Annotated in this window: 25 protein-coding genes and 1 pseudogene; 23 read left to right on the forward strand and 3 right to left on the reverse strand. The window is 64.9% G+C overall.

What is annotated here, in order from left to right:
- The first annotated feature begins 145 nt into the window (after positions 1-145).
- Together gyrA and GM910_RS18315 are read left to right on the forward strand one after the other, a co-directional pair.
- Entirely contained in the window at positions 146-2,917 is a 2,772-nt protein-coding gene (gene gyrA / locus GM910_RS18310) for a DNA gyrase subunit A (RefSeq protein ID WP_159589836.1), read from the forward strand.
- Between the two features lie 46 nt (positions 2,918-2,963).
- Positions 2,964-3,350 carry a VOC family protein gene (locus GM910_RS18315; protein ID WP_159589838.1) on the forward strand — a complete coding sequence of 129 codons (387 nt, stop codon included), beginning with the start codon at positions 2,964-2,966 and terminating at the stop codon, positions 3,348-3,350.
- Between the two features lie 27 nt (positions 3,351-3,377).
- Here the strand turns inward: GM910_RS18315 and GM910_RS27660 are convergent, their stop codons facing one another.
- The gene (locus tag GM910_RS27660) at positions 3,378-3,512 is read right to left on the reverse strand and encodes a hypothetical protein (protein WP_281354909.1); all 135 of its coding nucleotides are present in this window, start codon (positions 3,510-3,512) and stop codon (positions 3,378-3,380) included.
- A gap of 231 nt (positions 3,513-3,743) precedes the next feature.
- On the opposite strand from GM910_RS27660, the gene GM910_RS18320 reads away from it, so the two are divergent.
- The 21 genes from GM910_RS18320 to glpK all read left to right on the forward strand — a co-directional run bounded on the left by GM910_RS18320 (position 3,744) and on the right by glpK (position 24,185).
- Entirely contained in the window at positions 3,744-4,355 is a 612-nt protein-coding gene (locus GM910_RS18320; protein ID WP_159589840.1) for a LysE family translocator, read from the forward strand.
- A gap of 63 nt (positions 4,356-4,418) precedes the next feature.
- A complete protein-coding gene (gene coaD, locus GM910_RS18325) occupies positions 4,419-4,919 on the forward strand; it encodes a pantetheine-phosphate adenylyltransferase (protein ID WP_159589842.1) in 501 nt (166 codons plus the stop codon).
- A gap of 27 nt (positions 4,920-4,946) precedes the next feature.
- Complete coding sequence (locus tag GM910_RS18330) at positions 4,947-5,528, forward strand: peptidylprolyl isomerase (protein WP_159589844.1); 582 nt, start codon at positions 4,947-4,949, stop codon at positions 5,526-5,528.
- A gap of 29 nt (positions 5,529-5,557) precedes the next feature.
- Positions 5,558-6,031 carry a peptidylprolyl isomerase gene (locus GM910_RS18335; RefSeq protein ID WP_159589846.1) on the forward strand — a complete coding sequence of 158 codons (474 nt, stop codon included), beginning with the start codon at positions 5,558-5,560 and terminating at the stop codon, positions 6,029-6,031.
- 115 nt (positions 6,032-6,146) lie between these two features.
- Positions 6,147-7,223, forward strand: coding sequence for a tRNA preQ1(34) S-adenosylmethionine ribosyltransferase-isomerase QueA (queA, locus tag GM910_RS18340; protein WP_159589848.1), 1,077 nt, complete (start codon positions 6,147-6,149; stop codon positions 7,221-7,223).
- Between the two features lie 2 nt (positions 7,224-7,225).
- Positions 7,226-7,495 carry a hypothetical protein gene (locus tag GM910_RS18345; protein ID WP_159589882.1) on the forward strand — a complete coding sequence of 90 codons (270 nt, stop codon included), beginning with the start codon at positions 7,226-7,228 and terminating at the stop codon, positions 7,493-7,495.
- Positions 7,488-8,618 (forward strand): tRNA guanosine(34) transglycosylase Tgt, encoded by a 1,131-nt coding sequence (tgt, locus tag GM910_RS18350; protein WP_159589850.1) that lies wholly within the window; start codon positions 7,488-7,490, stop codon positions 8,616-8,618. The genes GM910_RS18345 and tgt overlap by 8 nt, the downstream gene beginning before the upstream one ends.
- A gap of 391 nt (positions 8,619-9,009) precedes the next feature.
- A complete protein-coding gene (locus tag GM910_RS18355; RefSeq protein WP_425482703.1) occupies positions 9,010-10,419 on the forward strand; it encodes a circularly permuted type 2 ATP-grasp protein in 1,410 nt (469 codons plus the stop codon).
- A 64-nt stretch (positions 10,420-10,483) separates the two neighbouring features.
- Entirely contained in the window at positions 10,484-10,873 is a 390-nt protein-coding gene (locus GM910_RS18360; protein WP_281354910.1) for a four helix bundle protein, read from the forward strand.
- A gap of 65 nt (positions 10,874-10,938) precedes the next feature.
- Positions 10,939-11,877 carry an alpha-E domain-containing protein gene (locus GM910_RS18365; RefSeq protein ID WP_159589854.1) on the forward strand — a complete coding sequence of 313 codons (939 nt, stop codon included), beginning with the start codon at positions 10,939-10,941 and terminating at the stop codon, positions 11,875-11,877.
- A 118-nt stretch (positions 11,878-11,995) separates the two neighbouring features.
- The gene (locus GM910_RS18370) at positions 11,996-12,790 is read left to right on the forward strand and encodes a transglutaminase family protein (RefSeq protein ID WP_159589856.1); all 795 of its coding nucleotides are present in this window, start codon (positions 11,996-11,998) and stop codon (positions 12,788-12,790) included.
- A 36-nt stretch (positions 12,791-12,826) separates the two neighbouring features.
- A complete protein-coding gene (locus GM910_RS18375; protein WP_159589858.1) occupies positions 12,827-13,555 on the forward strand; it encodes a proteasome-type protease in 729 nt (242 codons plus the stop codon).
- A 454-nt stretch (positions 13,556-14,009) separates the two neighbouring features.
- Positions 14,010-14,774 carry a DeoR/GlpR family DNA-binding transcription regulator gene (locus GM910_RS18380; RefSeq protein ID WP_159589860.1) on the forward strand — a complete coding sequence of 255 codons (765 nt, stop codon included), beginning with the start codon at positions 14,010-14,012 and terminating at the stop codon, positions 14,772-14,774.
- Between the two features lie 98 nt (positions 14,775-14,872).
- Positions 14,873-16,435, forward strand: coding sequence for a glycerol-3-phosphate dehydrogenase (glpD, locus tag GM910_RS18385; RefSeq protein ID WP_246226221.1), 1,563 nt, complete (start codon positions 14,873-14,875; stop codon positions 16,433-16,435).
- Positions 16,419-17,501 carry an ABC transporter ATP-binding protein gene (locus tag GM910_RS18390; protein ID WP_159589864.1) on the forward strand — a complete coding sequence of 361 codons (1,083 nt, stop codon included), beginning with the start codon at positions 16,419-16,421 and terminating at the stop codon, positions 17,499-17,501. The genes glpD and GM910_RS18390 overlap by 17 nt, the downstream gene beginning before the upstream one ends.
- Positions 17,502-17,512: 11 nt before the next feature.
- Complete coding sequence (locus GM910_RS18395) at positions 17,513-18,589, forward strand: ABC transporter ATP-binding protein (protein WP_159589866.1); 1,077 nt, start codon at positions 17,513-17,515, stop codon at positions 18,587-18,589.
- Positions 18,586-19,455, forward strand: a complete 870-nt coding sequence (locus tag GM910_RS18400) for a carbohydrate ABC transporter permease (RefSeq protein WP_159589868.1) — start codon at positions 18,586-18,588, stop codon at positions 19,453-19,455. Before GM910_RS18395 ends, GM910_RS18400 begins: the two co-directional genes overlap by 4 nt.
- Positions 19,456-19,565: 110 nt before the next feature.
- Complete coding sequence (locus tag GM910_RS18405) at positions 19,566-20,384, forward strand: carbohydrate ABC transporter permease (RefSeq protein ID WP_159589886.1); 819 nt, start codon at positions 19,566-19,568, stop codon at positions 20,382-20,384.
- A gap of 15 nt (positions 20,385-20,399) precedes the next feature.
- Entirely contained in the window at positions 20,400-20,681 is a 282-nt protein-coding gene (locus GM910_RS18410; RefSeq protein WP_159589870.1) for a DUF2160 domain-containing protein, read from the forward strand.
- Positions 20,682-20,756: 75 nt separating this feature from the next.
- Positions 20,757-22,484, forward strand: a complete 1,728-nt coding sequence (locus GM910_RS18415; protein ID WP_159589872.1) for an ABC transporter substrate-binding protein — start codon at positions 20,757-20,759, stop codon at positions 22,482-22,484.
- Between the two features lie 198 nt (positions 22,485-22,682).
- The gene (gene glpK, locus GM910_RS18420; protein ID WP_159589874.1) at positions 22,683-24,185 is read left to right on the forward strand and encodes a glycerol kinase GlpK; all 1,503 of its coding nucleotides are present in this window, start codon (positions 22,683-22,685) and stop codon (positions 24,183-24,185) included.
- Here glpK and GM910_RS18425 read toward each other — a convergent pair.
- Together GM910_RS18425 and GM910_RS18430 are read right to left on the reverse strand one after the other, a co-directional pair.
- On the reverse strand, positions 24,175-24,840 hold the full coding sequence (locus GM910_RS18425; RefSeq protein ID WP_159589876.1) for a LuxR family transcriptional regulator: 666 nt from the start codon (positions 24,838-24,840) through the stop codon (positions 24,175-24,177). The genes glpK and GM910_RS18425 overlap by 11 nt on opposite strands.
- Before the next feature lie 219 nt (positions 24,841-25,059).
- Positions 25,060-25,584 (reverse strand): annotated as a pseudogene (locus GM910_RS18430) (hypothetical protein); the annotation flags it as partial.

Below are 25,584 nucleotides of genomic sequence, written 5' to 3' on the forward strand. Positions count from 1 at the left end.
TTCATGCCGCACGTGCGAACAAAAGCGCTATCTTCTTGAAATTTCGCGCCATTTCCATCGTGAATATCGCCCGTTCTCATTGGAGAATCGGCGCTGCTTCCTATATAAGGAAGGGAATGATTCTCATAGCTGAATGTGACCTGATTTGACCGACCAGACGACGCCGCGCGGGCCGGGCGAGCCCGACGACATCGAGCCCATCTCCATCATCGAGGAAATGCAGCGCTCCTATCTCGATTACGCCATGAGCGTGATCGTGAGCCGGGCGCTGCCCGACGTGCGCGACGGCCTGAAACCCGTGCACCGGCGTATCCTCTACGCCTCGCATGAGAGCGGCTATCACTGGAACCGCAAATATGTGAAGTCGGCCCGCCCGGTCGCCGATGTGATGGGTAAATACCACCCGCATGGCGATGCGGCGATCTACGATGCCCTCGTGCGCATGGCGCAGCCGTGGTCCATGCGCCTGCCGCTCATCGACGGGCAGGGCAATTTCGGCTCCATCGACGGCGATCCGCCGGCGGCCATGCGCTACACGGAATCGCGCCTCACCAAGGTGGCGCACGAGCTTCTGGAGGATATCGACAAGGAGACGGTCGATTTCCAGGACACCTATGACGGTGCGGCCCAGGAGCCGCGCGTGCTGCCGGCGCGCTTTCCCAACCTGCTCGTCAACGGTTCCGGCGGCATCGCCGTCGGCATGGCGACCAACATCCCGCCGCACAACCTGACCGAGGTGGTCGACGGCAGTATCGCGCTCATCGACGATCCGGCGATCGAACTTTCGCGCCTGATGGAGATGATACCGGGGCCGGATTTCCCGACCGGCGGCATTATCCTCGGCCGCTCCGGCATCCACAGCGCCTATTCCACGGGCCGTGGCTCCGTCATCATGCGCGGCAAGGTGGAGATCGAGCAGATCCGCGGCGAGCGCGAGGCCATCATCGTCACCGAGGTTCCCTACCAGGTGAACAAGGCGATGATGATCGAGAAGATGGCCGAGCTGGTGCGCGACAAGCGCATCGAGGGCATCTCCGACATCCGCGACGAGAGCGACCGCCTGGGCTACCGCGTGGTGGTGGAACTGAAGCGCGACGCCAATGCCGAGGTCATCCTCAACCAGCTCTACCGCTTCACGCCGCTGCAGACCTCCTTCGGCTGCAACATGGTGGCGCTCAACGGCGGCAAGCCCGAGGTGATGACGCTCCTCGACATGCTCAGGGCCTTTGTCGCCTTCCGCGAGGAGGTGGTGAGCCGCAGGACGAAATACCTCTTGCGCAAGGTGCGCGACCGGGCGCATGTGCTGGTCGGCCTGGCGATCGCCGTGGCGAATATCGACGAGGTCATCAAGCTCATCCGCCGCGCGCCCGACCCGCAGACGGCGCGCGAAGAGTTGATGGAGCGTCGCTGGCCGGCCGAGGAGGTCGAATCGCTGATCCTCCTCATCGCCGACCCGCGCCACAAGGTGAACGAGGACGGCACCTACAACCTTTCCGAGGAGCAGGCCCGCGCCATCCTCGACCTGCGCCTGCAGCGGCTGACCGCGCTCGGCCGCGACGAGATCGCCGACGAACTGAACAAGATCGGCGCCGAGATCCAGGAATTCCTCGAGATCCTCTCCTCGCGCGCCCGCATCCAGCAGATCGTCAAGGACGAGCTGACCGCCGTTCGCGACGAGTTCGGCACGCCCCGCCGCTCGGTGATCACCGAGGGCGGCGCCGACATGGAGGACGAGGACCTCATCCAGCGCGAGGACATGGTCGTCACCGTCACGCACAAGGGCTATATCAAGCGCGTGCCGCTGTCGATCTACCGGGCGCAGGCGCGCGGCGGCAAGGGCCGCTCGGGCATGTCGACCAAGGACGAGGATTTCGTCACGCGGCTGTTCGTGGCCAACACGCACACGCCCATCCTCTTCTTCTCCTCGCGCGGCATCGTCTACAAGGAGAAGGTCTGGCGGCTGCCGCAGGGCACGCCGCAGTCTGTCGGAAAATTCCTGCGCAACATGCTGCCGCTCCAGGAGGGCGAGCGCATCACCTCCATCATGCCGCTGCCCGAGGACGAGGAGAGCTGGGACGCGCTTCACGTGATGTTCGCCACCACGCGCGGCACGGTAAGGCGCAACAAGCTGTCCGACTTCACGCAGGTGAACCGCAACGGCAAGATCGCCATGAAGCTCGATGAGGAGGGCGACGAGATCCTCGGCGTCTACACCTGCACCGAGGACGACGACGTGCTTCTGACGGCCGCTTCCGGCCAGTGCATCCGCTTCTCCGTCACAGACGTGCGCGTCTTTGCCGGGCGCAACTCGGTCGGCGTGCGCGGCATCAACCTGGCCGACGGCGACCGCGTCATCTCCATGGCGATCCTCGGCCATGTGGAGGCCGATGCGGCCGAGCGCGCGGCCTATCTGAAGCAGGCGGCCGCCGAGCGGCGGCTGGCCAATGGCGGCGAGGAAGAGGAGATCGCGCTCACCAACGAGGAGGTGGGCGAGGAGGCCGACCTGTCGCCCGAGCGCTACGAGGAATTGAAGGCGCGCGAGCAACTGGTGCTCACCGTCAGCGAATATGGCTACGGCAAGCGCTCGTCTTCCTATGATTTCCGCGTCATCGGCCGCGGCGGCAAGGGCATCCGCGCCACCGACATCTCCAAGCGCGAGGAGATCGGGCCCCTGGTCGCCGCCTTCCCGGTGGCGCCGGAGGACCAGATCATGCTGGTTTCCAACGCCGGCCAGGTGATCCGCGTGCCGGTCGACGGCATCCGCATCGCCAGCCGCGCCACCAAGGGCGTGACCATCTTCAACACGGCGGATGGTGAGCGGGTGGTTTCGGTCGAGCGGATTTCCGAGCCGCAGGGCGAGGACGAGGCGGAGGAGGAGGATGCGCCTGCACCTGAGGATGGTGGCACGGACGCGTAAGCGCGCCCTATGGCCATGACGTGCGGCGCGGCCTAGACTGCGCCCCATGCAGGTCCATACGCTTGATCACCTCGTGCTCACTGTCACGGATGTGGCGGCGACATGCCGGTTCTACGAAGGCGTGCTGGGGATGGAGCCGCGCGAGGAGCGGCCAGGCAAATGGTCGCTGCACTTCGGCGCCCACAAGATCAGCCTGCAGGATGCGCGCGCCGCGCCGGGCATCGCGCGCAGCACGGTCCCCGGAAGCGGCAATTTCTGTCTGCTGACGGACATGCCGATGGCGGCGGTCGTTGCGCATCTCGCTCGTGAAAGGGTGGAGATCGTGGCAGGCCCCGGCGAGCGCCAAGGCGCCACCGGCCCCCTCATGTCGGTTTACTTCAGGGATACGGACGGCAATCTGGTGGAGGTCAGCAATCGGCTTTCAGCCGGCTGAAGCAGCGCTATATCCGTCTTTCCGATGTCACCAGCGATAACCGGTTCGATCGGACCTGATCCGGTTCTCCACCCTTACGCGCTGCGCTTCCTGGTGAAGGCCGAACGCGGTGGCGATCAGCATGGCAAGGGTCATTGCGGCTGCGAGCGTGAAGATCAGCATCGGTCTGCCTCCTTGGCACTATAACGGGCGATGGCTCGTTTCTGTTCCGCTGCAGCCCCGCCCGGACGGTTGCCACATTGACGGACGGGACGCGAACGGGGGCTGAATGTGCCGTTCAGATTCCGTTCATGTGGGGATTCAGCTTGGAAGGCTGAATGCCAACCGCAGGCTACAACTTGCCTTTATCGTCCGTCTGTGGCTTCGTTCACACATTGCCACGAGGACTGCTCCATGCCGGACCATGCCGCTCTCATCTCCTATATCGTCGCCTGCTTCGTCATCGTCATCGTGCCGGGGCCGTCGGTGACGGTCATCATCGCCAATTCGCTGCGCCATGGCGCGCGCGCCGGGCTGCTCAACGTGCTCGGCACGCAGGTCGGTCTCGTGCTCATGATCGGCGTTTTGGCCTTCGGTCTGGCGGCGATCGTCGGCGCCATGGGCAGCGTCTTCGAGGTCCTGCGCCTGATCGGCGCGGCTTATCTCATCTGGCTCGGGATCCGCATGTGGCGCTCGGACGGCTCGCTCGGCGGCGCGGACACGGTGCCGGTGGGCCGCTCCTTCGTGCTGCAGGGTTTCGTCGTCATCTGGTCGAACCCCAAGGCGTTGCTCTTCTTCGGCGCCTTCATTCCCCAGTTCGTCAATCCGGCGGGCAATCCGGTGTGGCAGACCATGGTTCTCGGCGCGATCTTCATGGCGGTCGCCACGGTGAGCGATTCGCTATACGCGTTCGCCGCCAGCGGTGCGGGCGCGCGGCTGACAAGGGCGCGGGTGAAGCTTGTCGAGCGCATCTCCGGCACCTGCCTCATCGGCGGCGGCCTGTGGCTGGCGCTGTCGCGCCGGTGAGGGGCGGTTTGAGGGCATTGGGGCGAATTGCCTTCGCCTGCAAGGCGCGATAGAAGCTCGGCCATGACGACGCGCACCGCCTTCTACGCCGGCTCCTTCGACCCGCTGACCAACGGCCATCTGGACGTGCTGAAGGGCGCGCTCACGGTGGCCGACACGGTCATCCTCGGCATCGGCCTGCATCCGGGCAAGACGCCGCTCTTTTCCTATGAGGAGCGCGCCACGCTCATCAGGCGTGCCGCGGAGGACGAACTGGACGAGGACGGGGCGCGCATCGAGGTCGTCGCCTTCGACAATCTCGTGGTCGACGCGGCGCGCGCCCATGGCGCCTCCATCATGATCCGGGGCCTGCGCGACGGCACCGATCTCGACTACGAGATGCAGATGGCCGGCATGAACGAGACCATGGCGCCGGACCTGCAGACCGTGTTCCTGCCGGCAAGCCCGTCCGTGCGCACCATTACCGCCACACTCGTGCGCCAGATCGCCTCGATGGGCGGCGATATCACGCCCTTCGTTCCGGCCGTCGTCGCGCGCGCGCTGAAAGCCAAATTCGCCGCCTGAGCCGAAAAAATCCAGGAGACTATCCTCATGCGCCTTCTTTCCTTCGCAGCACCTTTTTGCCTCGCCGCAGGCCTTGCGCTCGCCGGCCCCGCCCAGGCGGCGGAGCCGGAAAATACGCTCGTCATCGAGCTCAGCGGCGGCACGGTGGAGATCGCGCTGCGGCCGGATCTTGCCCCTCAGCACGTGGAGCGCCTCAAGACGCTGGCGCGCGAAGGCGCCTACGACAACGTCGCCTTCCACCGGGTGATCGACGGCTTCATGGCGCAGACCGGCGACGTGGAGTTCGGCGACATGGAAGACGGTTTTGATCCGCAGCGTGCCGGTACCGGCGGCTCGGCGCTGCCCGATTTGCCGGCGGAATTCTCCGACGCGCCCTTCGAGCGCGGAACGGTGGGAATGGCGCGGTCGCAGAACCCGAACTCGGCCAACTCCCAGTTCTTCATCATGTTCGCGCCGGCACCGCACCTTAGCGGCGGCTACACCGTCGTCGGCCAGGTGGAAACCGGCATGGAACATATCGACCAGATCAAGAAGGGCGATCAGGCCGCGAATGGCGCGGTCGCCGACCCCGACCGCATGGTGCGCGTCACCGTCGCCGCCGACGAATAGGAAAGGCGAATAGGAAAGGAATGTCTCCGATGGCCGAGATCAAGAACCCGGAAAACACGATCGTCATGGAAACCACCAAGGGCAGGGTGGTGATCGAACTCATGCCCGGCGTCGCGCCGGCCCATGTGGAGCGCATCAAGGAGCTGACGCGCGACGGCTTTTACGACGGCGTCGTCTTCCACCGCGTCATCGAAGGTTTCATGGCGCAGACGGGCGACCCGACGGGCACCGGCATGGGCGGTTCGGAAAAGCCGGATCTTGCGGCCGAATTCTCCAACACGGCGCACGAGCGCGGCACCTGCTCCATGGCGCGGTCGCAGAACCCCAACTCGGCCAACTCGCAGTTCTTCATCTGCTTCGACCGGGCGCCATGGCTCGACCGGCAATATTCGGTCTGGGGCCAGGTGATCGAGGGCATGGAAAGCATCGACGGCCTGAAGCGCGGCGAGCCGGTGCGCGAGCCCGATTCGATCGTTTCCATGAAGATGGCGGCGGATATATGATGGAGTGAGTAGAGAGTAGTGAGATAGTGAGTAGTGAAGTCTTCGCTACTCGCTACTCGCTACTCGCTACTCGCTACTCGCTACTCACTATTCACTACTCGCTACTCACTCACCCATGCGTGTCGACCTCTTCGACTTCGAGCTGCCGGAAGACCGGATCGCGCTGAGGCCCGTAAGCCCGCGCGATTCCGCGCGGCTGCTCGTGGTGCGGCCGGACGAGGCTCTCGAAGACCGCATCGTGCGCGACCTGCCGCAGCTCTTGCGGGCGGGCGATGCGCTGGTCTTCAACGACACCAAGGTGATCCCCGCGCGGCTCTCTGGCCTGCGAAGGCGCGGCGAGGCCGTGGCGCATGTCGAGGCGACGCTGCACATGCGCACCGGCCCCGACCGCTGGAAGGCGTTTTTGAAGCCGGCCAAGCGGGTGGCGGTGGGCGAGCGCATCCAGTTCGGCCATGACGGCGAAAGCTGTTTTCTGGGAACGCTCGAAGCGAGCGTTGCCGAGAAAGGCGAGGGCGGCGAGGCGCTGCTGGTCTTCGACCTCTCCGGCCCCGTGCTCGACGAGGCGATTGCCGCTGCCGGTCATATGCCGCTGCCGCCCTATATCGCCTCGAAGCGGCCGGACGACGAGCGCGACCAGGCGGACTACCAGACCATCTATGCCCGGGAGGAGGGGGCCGTCGCAGCCCCTACCGCCGGCCTCCACTTCACGCCCGGACTGTTCGCCGCACTCGATGCTGCCGGCATCGAGCGCCATTTCGTGACGCTGCATGTGGGCGCCGGCACTTTCCTGCCCGTCAAGGCGGACGACACGGCGGCGCACAAGATGCACGCGGAGCGGGGCGAGGTGGATGCCGGGACCGCCGAAGCCCTCAACGCCGTGCGGGCGCGGGGCGGGCGCATCGTCTCGGTCGGCACGACGTCGCTCAGGCTCCTCGAAAGCGCGGCGATGGGGAGCGGCGAGATTGCCGCCTGGTCCGGTAAGACCGATATCTTCATCGTGCCCGGCTACCGGTTCCGCGCCGTCGACGCCCTGATGACCAATTTCCACCTGCCGCGCTCGACGCTCTTCATGCTGGTCTCGGCCTTCAGCGGGCTTGAGGCGATGAAAGAGGCCTACCGCCACGCCATCGAACGCGGCTATCGTTTTTACTCCTATGGCGATGCCTGCCTGCTTTTCAGGAAGGAGGAATGACGATGGACGACGACCTTGCGACCATGGACCGCGATGCGCTGATCGCCGAAGTCAAGAAGCTGCGTGCCGCCATCCGCGAGCACCGCGACGCGACGGGCCATGCCCTGTGCTGGCACCATCCCGCCATGTGGGCCCTGCTGCCGGAGAAGACCGCGCCGTCGATCGCCGTGCCGCCGTGGCCGAAATTCCTGCGCGGCTGTATCCGCTACCGCAGCTCGCTCGACGAGCAGGCGGCGGGCGCGCCGGTCCACGACAAGGAATACGATGACTGAAGAATTCGGGTTCCGGATCCTCGCCACGGACGGCCCGGCCAGGTGCGGCGAGATTACCATGCCGCGGGGGCTCGTGCGCACGCCGGCCTTCATGCCGGTCGGCACGGCGGGCACGGTCAAGGCCATGTATATGGACCAGGTGCGGGCGGTGGGCACCGATATCGTCCTCGGCAACACCTACCATCTGATGCTGCGGCCGGGGGCCGAGCGCGTGGCGCGCCTTGGCGGCCTGCATGAATTTGCCCGCTGGCCGCATCCGATCCTCACCGATTCGGGCGGCTTCCAGGTCATGTCGCTGGCCGCGCTCAGGAAGATCAGGGAGGAGGGCGTGACGTTCCGCTCCCATGTGGACGGGCAGGTCTACGAGATGTCGCCGGAGCGCTCCATCGAAATCCAGGGCCTGCTCGACGCCGACATCCAGATGCAGCTCGACGAGTGCGTGCGCCTGCCGGCGCCCCGCCAGGATGTCGAGCGGGCGATGGAGCTGTCGCTGCGCTGGGCCGAGCGCTGCAAGGAAGCCTTCGGCGACCAGCCGGGCAAGGCCATGTTCGGCATCGTCCAGGGCGGTATCGATCCCGATCTTCGCGCGCGCTCGGCAGCCGTGCTCTCGGCCATGGACCTGAAGGGCTATGCCGTCGGCGGCCTTGCCGTCGGCGAGCCGCAGGAGGTGATGCTCGAGGTGCTGGAGGCGACATGCCCGGCGCTGTCGGCGGAAAAGCCGCGCTACCTGATGGGAGTGGGCACGCCGGACGATATCCTGAAGTCCGTCGCACGCGGCATCGACATGTTCGATTGCGTGATGCCGACGAGGGCCGGCCGCCACGGCCTTGCCTATACGAGGCGCGGCAAGATCAGCCTGAAGAACGCCCGCCACGCCGAGGACCCCCGGCCGCTGGACGAGGAGAGCGACTGCCCCGCCGCCCGCGACTACTCCCGCGCCTACCTGCATCACCTGGTGAAGTCGGGCGAGGCGCTCGGCGCGATGCTGCTCACCTGGAACAACCTTGCCTACTACCAGGGCCTGATGGCGGATATCCGCGCGGCGATCGAAGCCGGGCGGCTGGCCGAGCGGGCTGCCGGGATGCGGGAAGAATGGGCGCGGGGGGATCTGCCGGCGCGGTAGGTGTGTGGGCGCGCCAAAGGGAGATGCCGGCACCCCTTCGCGCCCCCCTCTGTCCTGCCGGACATCTCCCCCGCGAGGGGGGAGATTGCGCCGGCCGCTTTGCCCGCGCCTTTTTTGCAACGCGGACGATTTGGCGAAGTCATCCATGACAGCCAATCTCCCCCCTTGCGGGGGAGATGTCCGGCAGGACAGAGGGGGGCGCGACAATGCGCCGGCATTTTCATTTGGCCGGCGCCCCCGCACTCTGCCCATTTCGCAGGCAGAACCGTGCGATCGCGTGTAGAAATCGCGGGCAGAATGGTCGCCGAACGGGCATTCGCATGTAACTCATAGAAATAGCTTGCGTTTCGGATGCAGGCTGGCTGAAATGCTTTTCAGGAAGGAGCATTTCTTGGCCATGTTCGATGAGATGCGCCTGGGAGATCGGGCAAGACAACCATACGAGGCTTACGAGAACTGGTTCCACAGCCAGGACCCGGCACGGCTGAACGAGAAGTCGCAGGATGCCGAAAAGGTCTTCCGCCGCACCGGCATCACCTTCGCCGTTTATGGGGAGGCGGAGGCCGCCGAGCGCCTTATCCCGTTCGATATCGTCCCGCGCATCCTTTCCGGCAAGGAATGGCGGCGCCTGGTCCAGGGCATCGAGCAGCGCGTGCAGGCGCTGAACGCCTTCCTCTACGACATCTACCACCGGCAGGAAATCCTGCGGGCCGGCCGCATCCCCAAGGAGATCATCGCCTGTAACGAGGCCTTCCTGCCGGAAATGATCGGCGTGCGCCCGCCCGGCGGCGTCTACACGCACATCATCGGCGTCGACATCGTGCGCACGGCCGAGGACGAGTTCTACGTGCTGGAGGACAATGCCCGCACGCCCTCGGGCGTCTCCTACATGCTGGAGAACCGCGAGACGATGATGCAGCTCTTCCCGGAGCTGTTCCAGAAGGTGAAGGTGCTGCCGGTGGAAAACTATCCGCAGCTCCTGCGCGATTCGCTCGCTGCCGTCCGTCCGGCCAATTGCGACGGCTCGCCCACCATCGCCGTCTTGACGCCGGGCAGCTTCAACTCGGCCTATTTCGAGCACGCCTTCCTGGCCGACCAGATGGGCGTGGAACTGGTCGAGGGGCAGGATTTGCGCGTGGTCGACGGCCGCGTGGCCATGCGCACCACCCAGGGCTACAAGAGCATCGACGTGCTCTACCGCCGCGTCGACGACGACTTCCTCGACCCGCTGACCTTCAATCCCGATTCCGTCCTCGGCGTTCCCGGCATCATGGACGTCTACCGCGCGGGCAATATTGCGATTGCCAACGCGCCGGGCACGGGGATCGCCGACGACAAGGCGATCTATTCCTATATGCCCGAGATCGTGGAGTTCTACACCGGCCGCAAGGCGATCCTGCGCAACGTGCCGACCTGGCGCTGCTCCGAGCCGGCGAGCCTCTCTCACGTCCTCGACAACCTGCACGAACTGGTGGTGAAGGAGGTGCACGGCTCCGGCGGCTACGGCATGCTGGTCGGCCCGGCGGCTTCCGCCAAGGAGCGGGAGGCTTTCGCGGCCAAGCTCAAGGCGAGGCCCGCCAACTACATCGCCCAGCCGACGCTTTCCCTGTCGACCTGCCCGGTGCTCACCGAAAGCGGGCTGGCGCCGCGCCATGTGGACCTGCGCCCCTTCGTTCTGGTCTCCGACCGCATCCGCACGGTGCCGGGCGGGCTGACGCGGGTGGCGCTGAAGGAAGGCTCGCTGGTGGTGAACTCCTCGCAGGGCGGGGGGACGAAGGATACGTGGGTGCTGGATGATTGAGAGAGTGAGTAGTGAGTAGTGAGTAGTGAGTAGTGAGTAGTGAGTAGTGAGTAGGGGGAAGTGGGTGGGGGTCGAGGCTGGAACAAGTAGGGCGGTCAACTCATACCGGGACTTGCTCGTATGGAGGGCGGCTATGGAACTTGCCTTGAGCTGCTACACGGCAACCAAGAACTTCCCAAGCAGTGAGATCTATGGGCTGACAAGCCAGATAAGACGTTCATCTTCGTCGATACCGGCCAATATCGCCGAGGGATATGGTAGAGAGCATAGAGGTTCATTCGTTCAGTTCCTTCGTATCTCCCAAGGATCCCTCAAGGAGTTGGAGACACATGTCATTTTGTCAGGAAAGTTGGAATTTCTTGAGCGACCCGGTGTCGAAAATCTCCTCGCGCAAGCCGAGGAAGTTGGCAAGATGCTACGCGCGATGATCCGCAGTCTGCAGCGGAAACAGTAGAATGGCTGTAAATCCCTACTCTCTACTCACTATTCACTACTCACTGAGTGGCGGAGCCACGTAACATGCTTCTGGGGCGCGCGGCCAACGGCCTTTACTGGATGCACCGCTATATCGAGCGGGCGGAGAATATGGCCCGTCTCGTCGATACCGGCCATCGCCTTGCCTTGACGCAGACGAGCGCGGCGTCGGACGAATGGATATCGGTGCTCACCAGCGCCGGCGCGCGCGAGGCTTTCGAACAAGAGGAGCGGCCCCACGATACGGCGAGCGTGACGGATTTCCTTCTGCGCGACCTCTCGAACCCGTCCAGCGTGATGTCCTCCATGGAGACCGCCCGCACGAACGCGCGCATGGTGCGCACGGCGCTGACGCGCGAGACCTGGGAGAGCATCAACGAGGCCTGGATGGCGCTCCGCCGCATGCTCATGCGGCCCGTCGACGAGCGGGACCTGCCGGCCGTGCTCGACGCCATCAAGCGCGAGACCGCGCTCATCCGCGGCGCCTTCCACGGCACCATGCTGCGCAACGAGATATTCGATTTCGCCCAACTCGGGACGCTGATCGAACGCGCCGACAACACTGCGCGCATCCTCGACGTCAAATATTACGTGCTCTTGCCTTCGGTCGCATGGGTCGGCTCGCCGCTCGACAATCACCAGTGGCAGACCATCCTGCGTTCGGTCTCCGCCCAGCGCTCCTACCGCTGGATCTACGAAGGCTACGAGCCCACCAGCATCGCCGACTATCTCATCCTCAACCGCCGCATGCCGCGCTCGCTTGCCTTCTGCTACCGCGGCATCTGCGACGCGCTGGAATTCCTGGCCGAGGAATACGGCGCCCGGCATCAAAGCCACGACATGGCCGCCGCGAAGCGGGAAAAGCTGCGCTCCGCTTCCGTCTCCGATATTTTCGAGGAGGGACTGCACGAATTCCTGAAAGATTTCATTCGTGACAACGGCGCGCTGGGCGATCAGATTGCCGCGGACTATCGGTTTTATTGAGTGAGTAGGGAATAGTGAGTAGAGGGTAGTTATGAACGGAAAGTCTTTGAATTTGAACCAGTTTCCTGGGGTGTTCACTACTCACTACTCACTACTCACTACTAGCTGAATCCAGCCCATGCGCCTGAAAATCTCGCACCGCACCGAATATCAGTATGACGCGCCGCTGTCCTACGCCCTGCAGCGGCTGCGGCTGTTCCCGAAGAGCGGCCCCACTCAGAACGTCGTCGAGTGGGCGCTTTCCATCGAGGGGGCGCGCGAGGAAGTGCGCTACGACGACAGCTTCGGCAACGACACGCGCCTTCTGAGCATCGACGGGACGCCGCATACCATCGCCATCGCCGCCTCCGGCGTGGTCGAGACGAAGGATACGAACGGCCTTTCCGGCCGGCACACGGGCCTTGCGCCGCTTTGGCTGTTCTGCCAGGAAACGCCGCTGACAGCGCCGGGCCCGGGCGTAGCGAGGCTCGTTGGGGCGGTTCACGGCAATGAGGCCATCGACCGCCTGCACGCCCTGATGGGGCTGGTGCGCGAGGGGGTGTCTTACGTGACGGGCACCACCAGCGCCGTGACGACGGCGGAAGAGGCGCTGGCGCAAGGGCAGGGGGTGTGCCAGGACCACGCGCACATCTTCCTGTCTGCCGCGCGCCGCATGGAGTTTCCCGCCCGCTATGTGAGCGGCTATCTGCGCCTCGACGGCGCCGACGAGCAGACGGCGAGCCACGCCTGGGCCGAGGCGCATGTGGAAGGGCTCGGCTGGGTCGGCTTCGACTGCTCCAATGGCATTTCGCCCGACGAGCGCTATGTGCGCGTGGCGACGGGCCGCGACTATCGCGACGCCATGCCGGTGATGGGGATTCGTCTGGGCCAGGCCGAGGAACGGCTTGCGGTCCAGATCAGTGTCGAGCAGTAATTTGGCACGGAGAATCGCAACGGGACGTTCGGGTGCATGACCTACTGTGTCGGGCTCAAGATCGATAGCGGACTGGTGTTCATGTCCGATACGCGGACCAATGCCGGCGTCGACAACGTGTCGACCTTCAGCAAGATGCATTGCTGGTCGAAGCCGGACGAACGCGTGCTCGTGCTCCTGTCTGCGGGCAACCTTGCCACCACCCAGGCCGTCATCAGCCTTCTCGACGAGCGCACCAAGGCGCCGAAGGAGCGGGCGCCCTCGCTGATGAAGACGTCGTCCATGTACCAGACGGCCAAGCTCGTCGGCGACGCGCTGAAGGAGGTTATCCGCGAGGCCGCGCCCGCCGGCCAGAATGCCGATGCCTTCGGTGCCTCCTTCATCCTCGGCGGGCAGATCCGCGGCACCGAACCACGGCTCTTCCTCGTCTACCCGGAAGGCAATTTCATCGAGGCCGGCCCCGACACGCATTTCTTCCAGATCGGCGAGACCAAATACGGCAAGCCGATCCTGGTGCGCGCGCACGACCCGAAGATGAGTTTCGAGGAGACGGTGAAGCTTTTGCTCGTCTCCTTCGATTCGACGCTCAGGTCCAACCTCTCGGTCGGCCTGCCGCTCGACCTGCTCTACTACCCGCGCGACAGCTATCGCGTCGGCTTCGAGAAGCGGATCGGACAGGACGACCGCTATTTCCGGACGGTCGCCGAGGGCTGGTCGAGCGCGCTGAAGGCGGCGTTCAAGAGCCTGCCCGATTTCAAGCCCTGATTTCTCGCGCGTCATCCCGGAAGTCGGAGCGAAGCGGAGACTGTCCGGGACCCATTCCGTGACTCGTCCACCTTCCGGAATGGGTCCCGGACAAGCCGTTCGGCTTTCCGGGATGACGCGCGCGGGTGGGGATGACGCGCGTGGGTAGGGGATGACGCGCGCGGGTAGGGATGACGCGCGTTGGAAAGGCGGCGGGCGCCCTTCACCTCAGCCGGCGATGCCTCGCCTGCGCGGGGATAAAATGTGGCGACAAAGATTTTTCTTCCCCACCAACCCATTGTTTTCCCTCGCTGCAGAAAATTTCTCCAACTTTTTTCGCGGGAAAATACGCCCCCCTGCTCAGCCTGCCCTTAAAATCCTCCCCACCCCACGCGCGCGCGCGTGCACGCGGTTGCATCTTTCTTATATTTTCGTTTCTGCTATAACGCAGGCAAAACGAAAATGGGGAGAGGCAGTGTTTCTCGCGCCGCGCCATGAGGAAATCCTCCAGATCGCCAAGGAGAAGGGCCGTGTCACGGTCGATGGGCTGGCCGCGCGCTTTCGCGTGACGCCGCAGACGATCCGCAAGGATCTCAACGACTTGTGCGACCAGCGGCTGTTGACGCGCATCCATGGCGGGGCGCTCCTGCCGTCGGGCATCGAGAACATGGAATACGAGGCGCGCCGCGAGCTCAAGGCGGAGGAAAAGAGCGCCATCGGCCGCGCGGCGGCGGAGCTCATCCCCGACAAGGCCTCGCTCTTCATCAATATCGGCACAACGACCGAGGCCGTGAGCGACGCGCTTCTGGACCACCGCGAGCTCATGGTCATCACAAATAACATCAATGTTGCCAATAGGATGCGTGTCTATCCGGCGTTTGAGGTCATCATCGCCAGCGGTGTGGTGCGCGGTTCCGACGGGGGCATCGTCGGCGAGGCGGCGGTCGATTTCATCCGCCAGTTCAAGGTGGACTACGCGGTTATCGGCGTCTCGGCGATCGACGAGGAGGGCGCGCTTTTCGATTTCGATTTTCGCGAGGTGAAGGTCGCCCAGGCGATCATCGCCAATGCGCGCCACGTCATCCTGGTCTCCGATTCCTCGAAATTCGACCGCAGCGCCCCCGTGCGTATCGGCCATGTCTCGCAGATGGACACCTTCATCACCGACCGCTGCCCGAGCGTCGCCTTCCGCGCCGTGTGCGGGGAAGCGGGCGTGCGTCTTGTGGAAGCGTGCCGGTAATTTTCACCGATGCCTGTCTTCATTTGACATTCACAACGTTTTCGTTTTAGTTTCATTTTTAGGGAGAGATGTTTTCCATATTGCCACGGGAGGAGCGATTGGGCGACGGTCCCATTCACGATCTGTTCGTTATCGGCGGCGGCATCAACGGATGCGGCATCGCGCGCGACGCGGCCGGCCGCGGCTATTCGGTCATGCTCGCCGAGATGAACGATCTGGGCAGCGGCACCTCGTCCGCCTCCACCAAGCTCATCCACGGCGGCCTGCGCTACCTCGAATATTACGAATTCCGCCTCGTGCGCGAGGCGCTGATGGAGCGCGAGGTGCTGTGGAAGAGCGCGCCGCACATCATCTGGCCGATGCGCTTCGTCCTGCCGCTGCACAAGGGCCTGCGGCCCGGCTGGCTCATCCGCCTCGGCCTTTTTCTCTACGACCATATCGGCGGGCGCAAGCTCCTGCCGCCAACGCGCACGCTCGACATGCGCAGCGACCCGGCGGGAAAGCCGCTCAAGACCGCCTACCGGCGCGCCTTCGAATATTCCGACTGCTGGGTCAACGACGCGCGGCTGGTGGTGCTGAACGCGTTGAGCGCCACCGAGAAGGGCGCCGACATCCGCACCCGCACCAAGGTGGTGGGTGCACGCGTGGAGGACGGCGTGTGGCGGCTTTCCCTGCGCGATCTCGAAACCGGCGCCATCGAGGAGGTGCGCGCGCGGCTGGTGGTCAACGCGGCCGGCCCGTGGGTGGACGAGGTGATCGCCGGTGCGCTCGGCCGCAACGCCGCCCGCAACGTGCGCCTCGTCAAGGGCAGCCACATCGTCATCGCCAGGAAGTTCGACGATCCGCGCGCCTATTTCTTCCAGAACGCCGACGGGCGCATCATCTTCGCCATTCCCTATGAGGAGGACTTCACCCTCATCGGCACCACCGATCAGGATTTCGATGGCGATCCGGCGGCCGTGGAAATCAGCGGGGAGGAGGTCTCCTATCTGTGTGCCGCGGCCAGCGAATATTTCGTCGAGCCGGTGCGCCCCGAGGACGTGGTCTGGAGCTTCTCCGGCGTGCGGCCGCTCTTCGACGACGGCGCCAGCAAGGCCCAGGAGGCAACGCGCGACTACGTGCTGAAGGCGGAGGACACCGCCGGCGCCTCGGTCATCCATGTCTTCGGCGGCAAGATCACCACGTTCCGCCGTCTGGCCGAGGCCGTGCTGGGGGAGATCGGCAAGCGGCTCGGCGAACGGGGAAGCCCGTGGACGGCGGATGCCCCGCTGCCGGGCGGCGGATTCGGCCCGCACGCGTTCGACGCCACGGTGGAGGCGCTGAGGCGCGACTATCCCTTTCTCGAAGGCGCCCATGCGCGGCGCCTTACCCGCCTTTACGGGACGCAGGCGCGGGCGCTTTTGGGCGAGGCGGCGAGCGCGCAGGACCTCGGCCATCGCTTCGGCGCCGATCTCTTTGAGGCCGAGCTGCGCTATCTTGCGGCGAACGAATGGGCGCGCAGCGGCGACGATGTCTTGTGGCGGCGTACAAAGCGTGGCTTGCGGCTGACGCGGGAGGAGGCACGGGCCGTGGACGTGTTCATGCGTGAACTGAGGCTGCGCGAAGTGGCGCGCGCGGAAGGACCAACGGGAGGAGGACAGGGCCGTGCTGGAGCTGCGTGACGTCTCCAAGGTCGTCTCGGGCGAGACGCATATCGGCAACGTCTCATTGCGGCTCGAGGCGGGTTCGCTCAACGTGCTTTTGGGGCCGACGCTGGCCGGCAAGACGACGCTCATGCGGCTGATGGCCGGGCTCGACCAGCCGACCTCGGGCACCGTTCACATGGACGATGCGGATGTCACCGGCGTGCCGGTGCAAAAGCGCAGCGTTGCCATGGTCTACCAGCAGTTCATCAACTATCCGGCGATGAGCGTCTATGAGAACATCGCCTCGCCGCTACGCGTGGCCGGGGTCGACAAGGCGACTTTGGACCGCAAGGTGCGTCAGGCGGCGGACCTTTTACGGCTGGCGCCGTATCTGGAGCGCCTGCCGCTGGAGCTTTCCGGCGGCCAGCAGCAGCGCACCGCCCTTGCCCGCGCCATGGTGAAGGATGCGCGCCTGGTGCTGCTTGACGAGCCGCTCGCCAATCTCGATTACAAGCTGCGCGAGGAACTGCGCGCGGAGCTGCCGCGCATCTTTGCCGAATCGGGCGCCATCTTCGTCTACGCCACCACCGAACCCAGCGAGGCGCTGCTCCTCGGCGGCAAGACGGCGACGCTCAGCGAAGGCCGCGTCACCCAGTTCGGGCCCACCATCGAGGTCTTCCGCAACCCGGCCGATCTTCTGACGGCGCAGACCTTCTCGGACCCGCCGCTCAACACGATCGAGGTGCGCAAGGATAAAAACCGCTTCATGCTGGACGGTTCGGACGGCCTGCCCGTGCCGGCGCGGCTCGCGGGCCTTTCCGACGGCGTCTATACGCTCGGCTTCCAGCCGCACCACCTCTCGTTCAAGGGCCGCGAAGCGGATGCCGTATCCGTCGATGCCCGCGTGACGGTGACGGAGATCACCGGCTCGGAGAGCTTCGTGCATCTCGACTATGCGGGAAATCAATGGGTGATGCTGGAGGAGGGCGTGCACCGGCTCGACGTCGACGAGACGCTGCGCGTCTTCATCGACACGCGCCATCTGCTCGCCTTCGACGAGGCGGGGCGCAGCGTGGTCACCGACCGCGCGGAAGCGGCGTAGGGGAGGAAGCGATGGCACGCATCAACCTGAAAGACATCCGCCACGCCTATGTGGACAGCCCCGTCTCGGACGACGATTACGCGCTGAAGCGGGTGGATCACGTATTCGAGGACGGCGGCGCCTATGCGCTTCTGGGGCCGTCGGGCTGCGGCAAAACCACGCTTTTGAACATCATCTCCGGCCTCCTGCACCCCAGCGAAGGTGAGATCCACTTTGGCACGGCGAACGTCACGGACCTGCCGACCGAGGCGCGCAACATCGCCCAGGTGTTCCAGTTCCCGGTCGTCTACGACACCATGACGGTCTACGACAATCTGGCCTTTCCGCTGCGCAACCGCGGCGTGCCGGAAGACGCGGTGGACCGGCGCGTGCGCGAGATCATCGGCATGATCGGGCTTCAGGACCGGGCGGGGCGCAAGGCGCAGGGCCTGACGGCGGACGAGAAGCAGAAGATCTCGCTCGGGCGCGGCCTGGCGCGCGCCGACGTCAACGCCATCCTGTTCGACGAGCCGCTGACGGTCATCGACCCGCACATGAAATGGGCGCTGCGCACCCAGCTCAAGGACCTGCACCGCCGCTTCGGCCACACCATGGTCTATGTCACGCACGACCAGACGGAGGCGCTCACCTTCGCCGATACGGTTGTGGTGATGTATGAGGGCGAGATCGTGCAGATCGGCACGCCGGAGGAGCTTTTCGAGCGCCCGCGCCACACCTTCGTCGGCTATTTCATCGGCTCGCCCGGCATGAACCTGCTTCCCGCCGCCATGGACGGCGGTGTGGTGCGCGTCGGCGGCCAATCCTTCGCCCTGCCTGGCGTACCGCAGCGGCTTTCGGCAGAGCGTATCGAACTCGGCATTCGGCCGGAGTTTGTCCGGCTCGGCCGCGAGGGCATGCCGATTTCCATCGCCAAGGTCGAGGATATCGGCCGCAAGAAGATCGTGCACGCCGATCTAGAGGGCGAGGCGATCGCCGTGGTGATCGACGAGGACGCGGAGGTGCCGGCGGAGCCGTGCGTTGCCTTCGATCCGGCACACCTCAATCTTTACGCCGATTCCTGGCGCGTCGAGACGGAGGGCCGGCCATGAACAAGACCTGGAACAACAAGGCCTGGTTCATGGTGCTGCCGGTGCTGGCACTGGTGGCCTTCTCCGCCGTCATCCCGCTGATGACGGTGGTCAACTACTCGGTGCAGGATACCTTCGGCAACAACGTCTTCTTCTGGGCCGGCACGGAGTGGTTCCAGGAGATCCTTCACTCCGACCGCTTCTGGGCTGCGATGGGTCGCAACCTTGCCTTCTCGGCCATTATTTTGTGCATCGAGGTGTCGCTTGGCATCTTCATCGCGCTCAACATGCCGCGCAAGGGTTGGGGCGTGCCGGTGTGCCTCGTGCTGATGGCTCTGCCGCTGCTCATTCCATTCAATGTGGTGGGCACGATCTGGCAGGTCTTCGGGCGTATCGACATCGGTCTGCTCGGCCGCACGCTGGCTGAGCTCGGGATCGCCTACAACTACGTCAACAACCCGGTGCATGCGTGGGTGACGATCATCCTCATGGATGTATGGCACTGGACGAGCCTGGTCGTGCTTTTGTGCTATGCCGGCCTGGTCTCCATCCCCGACGCCTATTACCAGGCGGCGAAGATCGACGGCGCTTCGCGCTGGGCCGTGTTCCGGTACATCCAGCTTCCGAAGATGCACCGGGTGCTTTTGATCGCCATCCTCCTGCGCTTCATGGACTCCTTCATGATCTATACGGAGCCCTTCGTGCTCACGGGCGGCGGTCCGGGCAACACGACCACCTTCATGTCCATCGATCTGGTGAAGCTTGCCATCGGCGAATTCAACCTCGGCGAAGCGGCGGCCATGTCGATTGTCTACTTCCTGATCATTCTTCTCATGTCGTGGGTGTTCTACACGGTCATGACCAATTACGGGACGGAGAAGCGGTGATGGCGGCGGGCAAGAACAGCGCCGCGGCGAGGGCCGACGGGATCACGATGCAGCGGACGGAAGCGGCAGCGGATGCGGCCGGCAAGGCGGAAGCCGCACTCGGCCAGACGATGCTCAGGCGCGGCACGCAGTCGCGTTTCTGGTGGCTGGTGCCGACGCTCTACATCCTCTTCTTGATGCTGCCGATCTATTGGCTCATCAACATGAGCTTCAAGACCAATACCGAGATCCTCAGCACCTTCTCGCTGTGGCCGCAGGACCCGACACTGCGCAACTACCGCGTCATCTTCACCGATCCGTCCTGGTATTCGGGTTACATCAACTCCATCATCTATGTGGTTATGAACACGGTGATTTCGGTCTCCGTGGCTCTTCCCGCGGCCTATGCTTTCTCGCGCTACCGCTTCCTCGGCGACAAGCACCTGTTCTTCTGGCTCCTGACCAACCGCATGGCGCCGCCGGCGGTCTTCGCGCTGCCCTTCTTCCAGCTCTATTCGGCCTTCGGGCTGATCGACACGCACATTGCCGTGGCGCTGGCGCACTGCCTGTTCAACGTGCCGCTGGCGGTGTGGATCCTCGAAGGCTTCATGTCCGGCGTGCCGAAAGAGATCGACGAGACGGCCTATATCGACGGCTACTCCTTCCCGCGTTTCTTCGTGAAAATCTTCATGCCGCTGATCGCCAGCGGCGTCGGCGTGGCGGCGTTCTTCGCCTTCATGTTCTCGTGGGTCGAACTTCTGCTTGCCCGCACGCTGACGACGACGGCGGCCAAACCCATCGCCGCCACCATGACGCGCACCGTGTCGGCCTCCGGCCTCGACTGGGGCGTGCTGGCGGCGGCCGGCGTGCTCACCATCATTCCGGGCGCGCTCGTGATCTGGTTCGTGCGCAACTACATCGCCAAGGGCTTCGCCCTCGGGCGCGTGTAAGGGGAGGGTATGACGATGAACCTGTCCTGGATGGCCTGGACCTGGCCGACGGCAACCTTCTTCATCACCATCGCGCTTCTGCTCGCGGGCATGGGCGTATGGGAGTATTTTTCGCCCGGCGGCCATCCGCGTGTCGGCCTGTTGCGCTTCGAGACCACGCGCGGCGACCGGCTGTTCGTCTCGCTGCTCGGCAGCGCATTCATCAATCTCGCATGGCTGGGGCTGGTCGGCCCCAACCTGTGGTGGGCTCTCGCTCTGTCCATCGCCTACGCCGTGGGCGTGTTTCGATGGGTCTAGCGGAGAAAGGGATGGAGCGGCCGCATTTGCGCGGTCTCTCCGAACACTGAAGCAACATTTACTAGGGAGGAAACCATGAAACGGCATCTATTATTGACGACATCCGCGCTCATGCTTCTCATGAGTTCAGGCGGCGTAATGGCGGGCATGGAGGAAGCGACGGAATTCCTCGACGAAGAGATCGGCGATCTCTCGACGCTTTCCCGCGAGGAGCAGGAAGCGGAGATGCAGTGGTTCGTCGACGCTGCCGAGCCTTTCCAGGGCATGGACATCAGGGTGGTCTCGGAGACGATCACCACCCACGAATACGAGTCCAAGGTGCTCGCGCCGGCCTTCACGGCCATCACCGGCATCCGCGTGACCCACGACCTGATCGGCGAGGGCGACGTGGTGGAGAAGCTGCAGACGCAGATGCAGTCGGGCGAGAACATCTACGACGCCTACATCAACGACAGCGACCTGATCGGCACCCACTGGCGCTACCAGCAGGTGCGCAACCTGACCGACTGGATGGCGAACGAGGGCGCGGACGTCACCAACCCGAACCTCGACGTGGACGACTTCATCGGCAAGTCCTTCACCACCGCGCCCGACGGCAAGCTCTACCAGCTTCCCGACCAGCAGTTCGCCAACCTCTACTGGTTCCGCTACGACTGGTTCAACGATCCCGACATCAAGGCGGAGTTCCAGGAGAAATACGGCTACGAGCTGGGCGTGCCGGTCAACTGGTCGGCCTATGAGGACATTGCCGAATTCTTCACCGGCAAGGAGATCGACGGCAAGAAGATCTATGGCCATATGGACTACGGCAAGAAGGACCCGTCGCTCGGCTGGCGCTTCACCGACGCGTGGCTTTCCATGGCCGGCAACGGCGACAAGGGCATCCCGAACGGCGTGCCGGTCGACGAATGGGGCATCAAGGTGGACGAGAACTCGCGCCCCGTCGGCTCCTGCGTGGCGCGCGGCGGCGACACCAACGGCCCGGCCTCCGTCTACGCCATCGAGAAGTATCTCGAATGGCTGAACGCCTACGCGCCACCGGAGGCGCAGGGCATGACCTTCTCCGAATCCGGCCCCGTGCCGGCGCAGGGCGCCATCGCCCAGCAGATCTTCTGGTACACGGCCTTTACCGCCGACATGGTCAAGGAAGGCTTGCCGGTGGTCAACGAGGACGGCACGCCGAAGTGGCGCATGGCGCCGAGCCCGCACGGCGTCTACTGGAAGGACGGCATGAAGCTCGGCTACCAGGACGCCGGTTCCTGGACACTGATGAAGTCGACGCCGGAAGACCGCGCCAAGGCGGCATGGCTCTACGCCCAGTTCGTCACCTCGAAGACGGTGGACGTGAAGAAGAGCCATGTCGGGCTTACCTTGATCCGTGAGAGCACCATTCAGCATGACAGCTTCACCGAACGTGCCCCGGAGCTCGGCGGCCTGGTCGAGTTCTACCGCTCGCCGGCCCGCGTGCAGTGGACGCCGACCGGCACCAACGTGCCGGACTACCCGAAGCTGGCGCAGCTGTGGTGGCAGGCGATCGGCGATGCGTCCTCCGGCGCCAAGACCGCACAGGAGGCGATGGACTCGCTCTGCGCCGAGCAGGAGCAGGTGCTCTCGCGCCTCGAGCGGGCCGGCATCCAGGGCGACATCGGCCCGATGCTCGCCGAGGAGCACGATCTTGAATACTGGAACGCCGAGGCCGTGAAGGCGGGCAACCTCGCGCCGCAGCTCAAGATCGAGAACGAGAAGGAAGAGCCCATCACCATCAACTACGACGAGCTGGTGAAGAGCTGGAACGACTCGTAAGCTGGTTCGCTAGTGGTGCGATCCTGACAGATGGTACCCATCTGTCAGGGCAAATCGCCCCACTAGACCAATAGCTTGTGGGCTGACTTTTCCAAACAGATGGGTACCATCTGTTTGGGTCAGACCACTAGTATGTGAGATTGGGGGGAGGCGGCTCCGGCCGCCTCTCCCGGCTTTTGTCAATACGCGGGAGGCAACATGAGCGGCTTCGTCCTGTCCATCGACCAGGGCACGACATCGACCCGGGCGATCGTCTTCGACGGAACGATGCGCGCCGTCGGCACCGGCCAGCAGGAGTTCCCGCAGCACTATCCCGCCTCCGGCTGGGTGGAGCACGACCCGGAGGACATCTGGGCAAGCGTTATCGCCACGGTGAAAGCCGCGCTCAAGGATGCCGGCCTGGAGGCCGGGGACATCGCCGCCATCGGCATCACCAACCAGCGCGAGACGGTGGTGATGTGGGACCGCGAGACCGGCAGGGCCGTGCACAACGCCATCGTCTGGCAGGACCGGCGCACCGCGACCTTATGCGAGAAGCTCAAGCGCGAGGGGCTGGAGGAGACCTTCACCGAAAAGACCGGCCTTCTGCTCGACCCTTATTTCTCCGGCACCAAGTTCTCCTGGCTTCTCGACAACGTGGAAGGCGCGCGCGAGCGGGCGGAGGAGGGGCGGCTGCTGGCAGGCACCATCGACAGTTTTCTCATCTGGCGGCTGACCGGAGGGCGCGCCCACGTCACCGACGCCACCAATGCCTCGCGCACACTGCTTTTCAATATCGAGAAGAACGCATGGGACGAGGAGCTGCTTTCGATCCTCGGCGTCCCTCGCGCCCTCCTGGCTGAGGTCAAGGACACGGCGGACGACTTCGGCGTCACGGAGAAGGCGCTGTTCGGCGCGGAAATCCCCATCCTGGGCGTTGCCGGCGACCAGCAGGCGGCAACGATCGGCCAGGCCTGTTTCGAGCCCGGCATGCTGAAATCCACCTACGGCACGGGCTGCTTTGCCGTCCTGAATACCGGCGAGACCCTGGTGCGCTCGAAGAACCGGCTGCTCTCCACCATCGCCTACCGCCTCGACGGCAAGACGACCTATGCGCTCGAAGGCTCCATCTTCGTCGCCGGCGCGGCCGTGCAGTGGCTGCGCGACGGGCTGCAGATCATCGGCAAAGCGGCCGATTCGGGGGTGCTCGCGGAAAAGGCGGACGCCACGCAGGACGTCTATCTGGTGCCGGCCTTCGTCGGCCTCGGCGCGCCCTATTGGGACGCCGGCGCGCGTGGCGCCATCTTCGGCCTTACCCGCAACACCGGCCCGGCCGAGTTCGCCCGCGCGACGCTGGAATCCGTCGCCTTCCAGACGCGCGACCTGCTCGAGGCGATGCGCCGGGACTGGCCGGGCGGGGCGGAGACCAAGGTTCTGCGTGTCGACGGCGGCATGGTGGCGAGCGACTGGACCATGCAGTGCCTGGCCGACATTCTCGACGCACCGGTGGACCGGCCGACGGTGCTGGAGACCACCGCGCTGGGCGCGGCCTGGCTCGCCGGTTCGCGCGCCGGCGTGTGGCCGGGCGCCGAGGAATTCGCGCAGAGCTGGGCGCTCGAACGCCAGTTCACGCCGAGGATGGGCGAAGAGGAGCGCGCGCGCCGGCTGAAGGGGTGGCGCGATGCCGTGCGCCGCACCCTGACATCCGCGGTCACGGATTGATGATGCCGCGCTGGATCGCCTTGGCAACGGCCTGGGAAAGGGTTCGGCACTCAAGCTTCTGCCGCGCCGTGCGCAGATAGCTGCGCACAGTGAATTCCGAAAGGTCGAGAATGACGGCGATGGCCTTGGCCTCCTTGCCGCGCGCCGTCCACAACAGGCACTCCACCTGGCGCGGCGCCAGGCTCGGCTCGGCGGGGCCGTCGGCGGAAAGCTCGAGCACCGCCTTGTCGTGGATGAGCCGGGCGATCTTCTCGAGCCCGACCGCACCCGCAGCAAGGAAGGGGCCCCAAGCATCGGCCGCCATGCCCGTATTGAGCGACAGAAGCGAGCGGCGGAAGGCCCGGTCGACCACGGGAATGCAATAGCCCTTGTCGCCCAGCCCGTGGGCCAGTGCGTCGGCCATGAATTCCCGTTCGCGCTCGTCCCATTCCAATTCGTGCCAGGCAAACGGCTTGGTGGAGCCGAACCCCGCGCGAACCACCGGATCGACGTGCAGATATCCACGCAGCACATAGCGCGCGATCCACTGCGGTGGGTAGGTGGTGCGGATAAAGGGACTATCGACCGGGCGGGCATATGCCGCGGTCATAAAGGTGACGTGGTCGAGACCGAGCCGGTCTCGCACCAGAAGGACGGCGTCCTCTACGCTCGCCACTCCTGCCACCGCATCGATGGCTTCTGACAGTCCCAGCCGAATCGCTCCCTCTCGGCCACCATGCATAAGTCCCCCTTTCCGTCCCAAAATGAGAATGCGCGGCAATGAGAGGGATTGCAAGAGCGGCGAGTTGTTGCACCGACGGGACTTCCCAAAAAGAAAGACCCCGGCTGCTGCCGGGGTCTTTCAGGATCGGACAGGCGCTCCGGGAAGCGTCGTTCAGCGCAACCGGCCGCTGGCATGGGCCAGCATCGTGTAGACCTTGCCGGTGTCGGAGGTGAGGTAGGTCTGGCTCATCATGTTGTCGCGGTCGGAGCGCGAGACGTCGGCCAGAAGCTTCTCGAAATCGCGGCAATACTGGTCGACCGCCTTGCGGAATTCCGCGTCCGCCCGGTACTTGCGCTGGATCTCGTCGAAGGTCTGCTGGCCCTTCAGTGTGTAGAGCCGGCGCGTGAAGACGTTGCGCTCGCCGCGGCGATACCGCTCCCAAAGGTCGATGGACGCTTCGTGGTCGATGGCTCGGGCGATGTCGACGGACAGGGAGTTGAGCGATTCGACCACATGCAGGGCCGTCCGCCCGCCATTGTTGGCGGCCTGTTCCTCGCGCCCTTCGCCTTCCTCGCGCGAGGCGCTGCGCAGGAGGTCGCGGATCCAGCCGCCGCCGGCGCTGGGTGCTGCCTGGGCCGTCTCGGGCGCCGGGCGGGCAGGGGCTGCGGCGGCGGGGGGACGGGCCGCCGGCTCGGC

This window comes from Chelativorans xinjiangensis (assembly GCF_009812055.1).
GTDB lineage: Bacteria > Pseudomonadota > Alphaproteobacteria > Rhizobiales > Rhizobiaceae > Chelativorans > Chelativorans xinjiangense.

What these genes read in the sequence shown, in the direction of transcription:
- GM910_RS18370 (WP_159589856.1), top strand. Translation starts at nt 11,996, where the DNA reads ATGCGCCTGAAAATCTCGCACCGCACCGAATATCAGTATGACGCGCCG.
- GM910_RS18345 (WP_159589882.1), top strand. Translation starts at nt 7,226, where the DNA reads ATGGACGACGACCTTGCGACCATGGACCGCGATGCGCTGATCGCCGAA.
- glpK (WP_159589874.1), top strand. Translation starts at nt 22,683, where the DNA reads ATGAGCGGCTTCGTCCTGTCCATCGACCAGGGCACGACATCGACCCGG.
- GM910_RS18415 (WP_159589872.1), top strand. Translation starts at nt 20,757, where the DNA reads ATGAAACGGCATCTATTATTGACGACATCCGCGCTCATGCTTCTCATG.
- GM910_RS18315 (WP_159589838.1), top strand. Translation starts at nt 2,964, where the DNA reads ATGCAGGTCCATACGCTTGATCACCTCGTGCTCACTGTCACGGATGTG.
- GM910_RS18320 (WP_159589840.1), top strand. Translation starts at nt 3,744, where the DNA reads ATGCCGGACCATGCCGCTCTCATCTCCTATATCGTCGCCTGCTTCGTC.
- GM910_RS18400 (WP_159589868.1), top strand. Translation starts at nt 18,586, where the DNA reads ATGAACAAGACCTGGAACAACAAGGCCTGGTTCATGGTGCTGCCGGTG.
- GM910_RS18365 (WP_159589854.1), top strand. Translation starts at nt 10,939, where the DNA reads ATGCTTCTGGGGCGCGCGGCCAACGGCCTTTACTGGATGCACCGCTAT.
- GM910_RS18330 (WP_159589844.1), top strand. Translation starts at nt 4,947, where the DNA reads ATGCGCCTTCTTTCCTTCGCAGCACCTTTTTGCCTCGCCGCAGGCCTT.
- GM910_RS18375 (WP_159589858.1), top strand. Translation starts at nt 12,827, where the DNA reads ATGACCTACTGTGTCGGGCTCAAGATCGATAGCGGACTGGTGTTCATG.
- GM910_RS18410 (WP_159589870.1), top strand. Translation starts at nt 20,400, where the DNA reads ATGAACCTGTCCTGGATGGCCTGGACCTGGCCGACGGCAACCTTCTTC.
- GM910_RS18395 (WP_159589866.1), top strand. Translation starts at nt 17,513, where the DNA reads ATGGCACGCATCAACCTGAAAGACATCCGCCACGCCTATGTGGACAGC.
- GM910_RS18405 (WP_159589886.1), top strand. Translation starts at nt 19,566, where the DNA reads ATGCTCAGGCGCGGCACGCAGTCGCGTTTCTGGTGGCTGGTGCCGACG.
- tgt (WP_159589850.1), top strand. Translation starts at nt 7,488, where the DNA reads ATGACTGAAGAATTCGGGTTCCGGATCCTCGCCACGGACGGCCCGGCC.
- GM910_RS18335 (WP_159589846.1), top strand. Translation starts at nt 5,558, where the DNA reads ATGGCCGAGATCAAGAACCCGGAAAACACGATCGTCATGGAAACCACC.
- coaD (WP_159589842.1), top strand. Translation starts at nt 4,419, where the DNA reads ATGACGACGCGCACCGCCTTCTACGCCGGCTCCTTCGACCCGCTGACC.
- queA (WP_159589848.1), top strand. Translation starts at nt 6,147, where the DNA reads ATGCGTGTCGACCTCTTCGACTTCGAGCTGCCGGAAGACCGGATCGCG.
- GM910_RS27660 (WP_281354909.1), bottom strand. Translation starts at nt 3,512, where the DNA reads ATGCTGATCTTCACGCTCGCAGCCGCAATGACCCTTGCCATGCTGATC.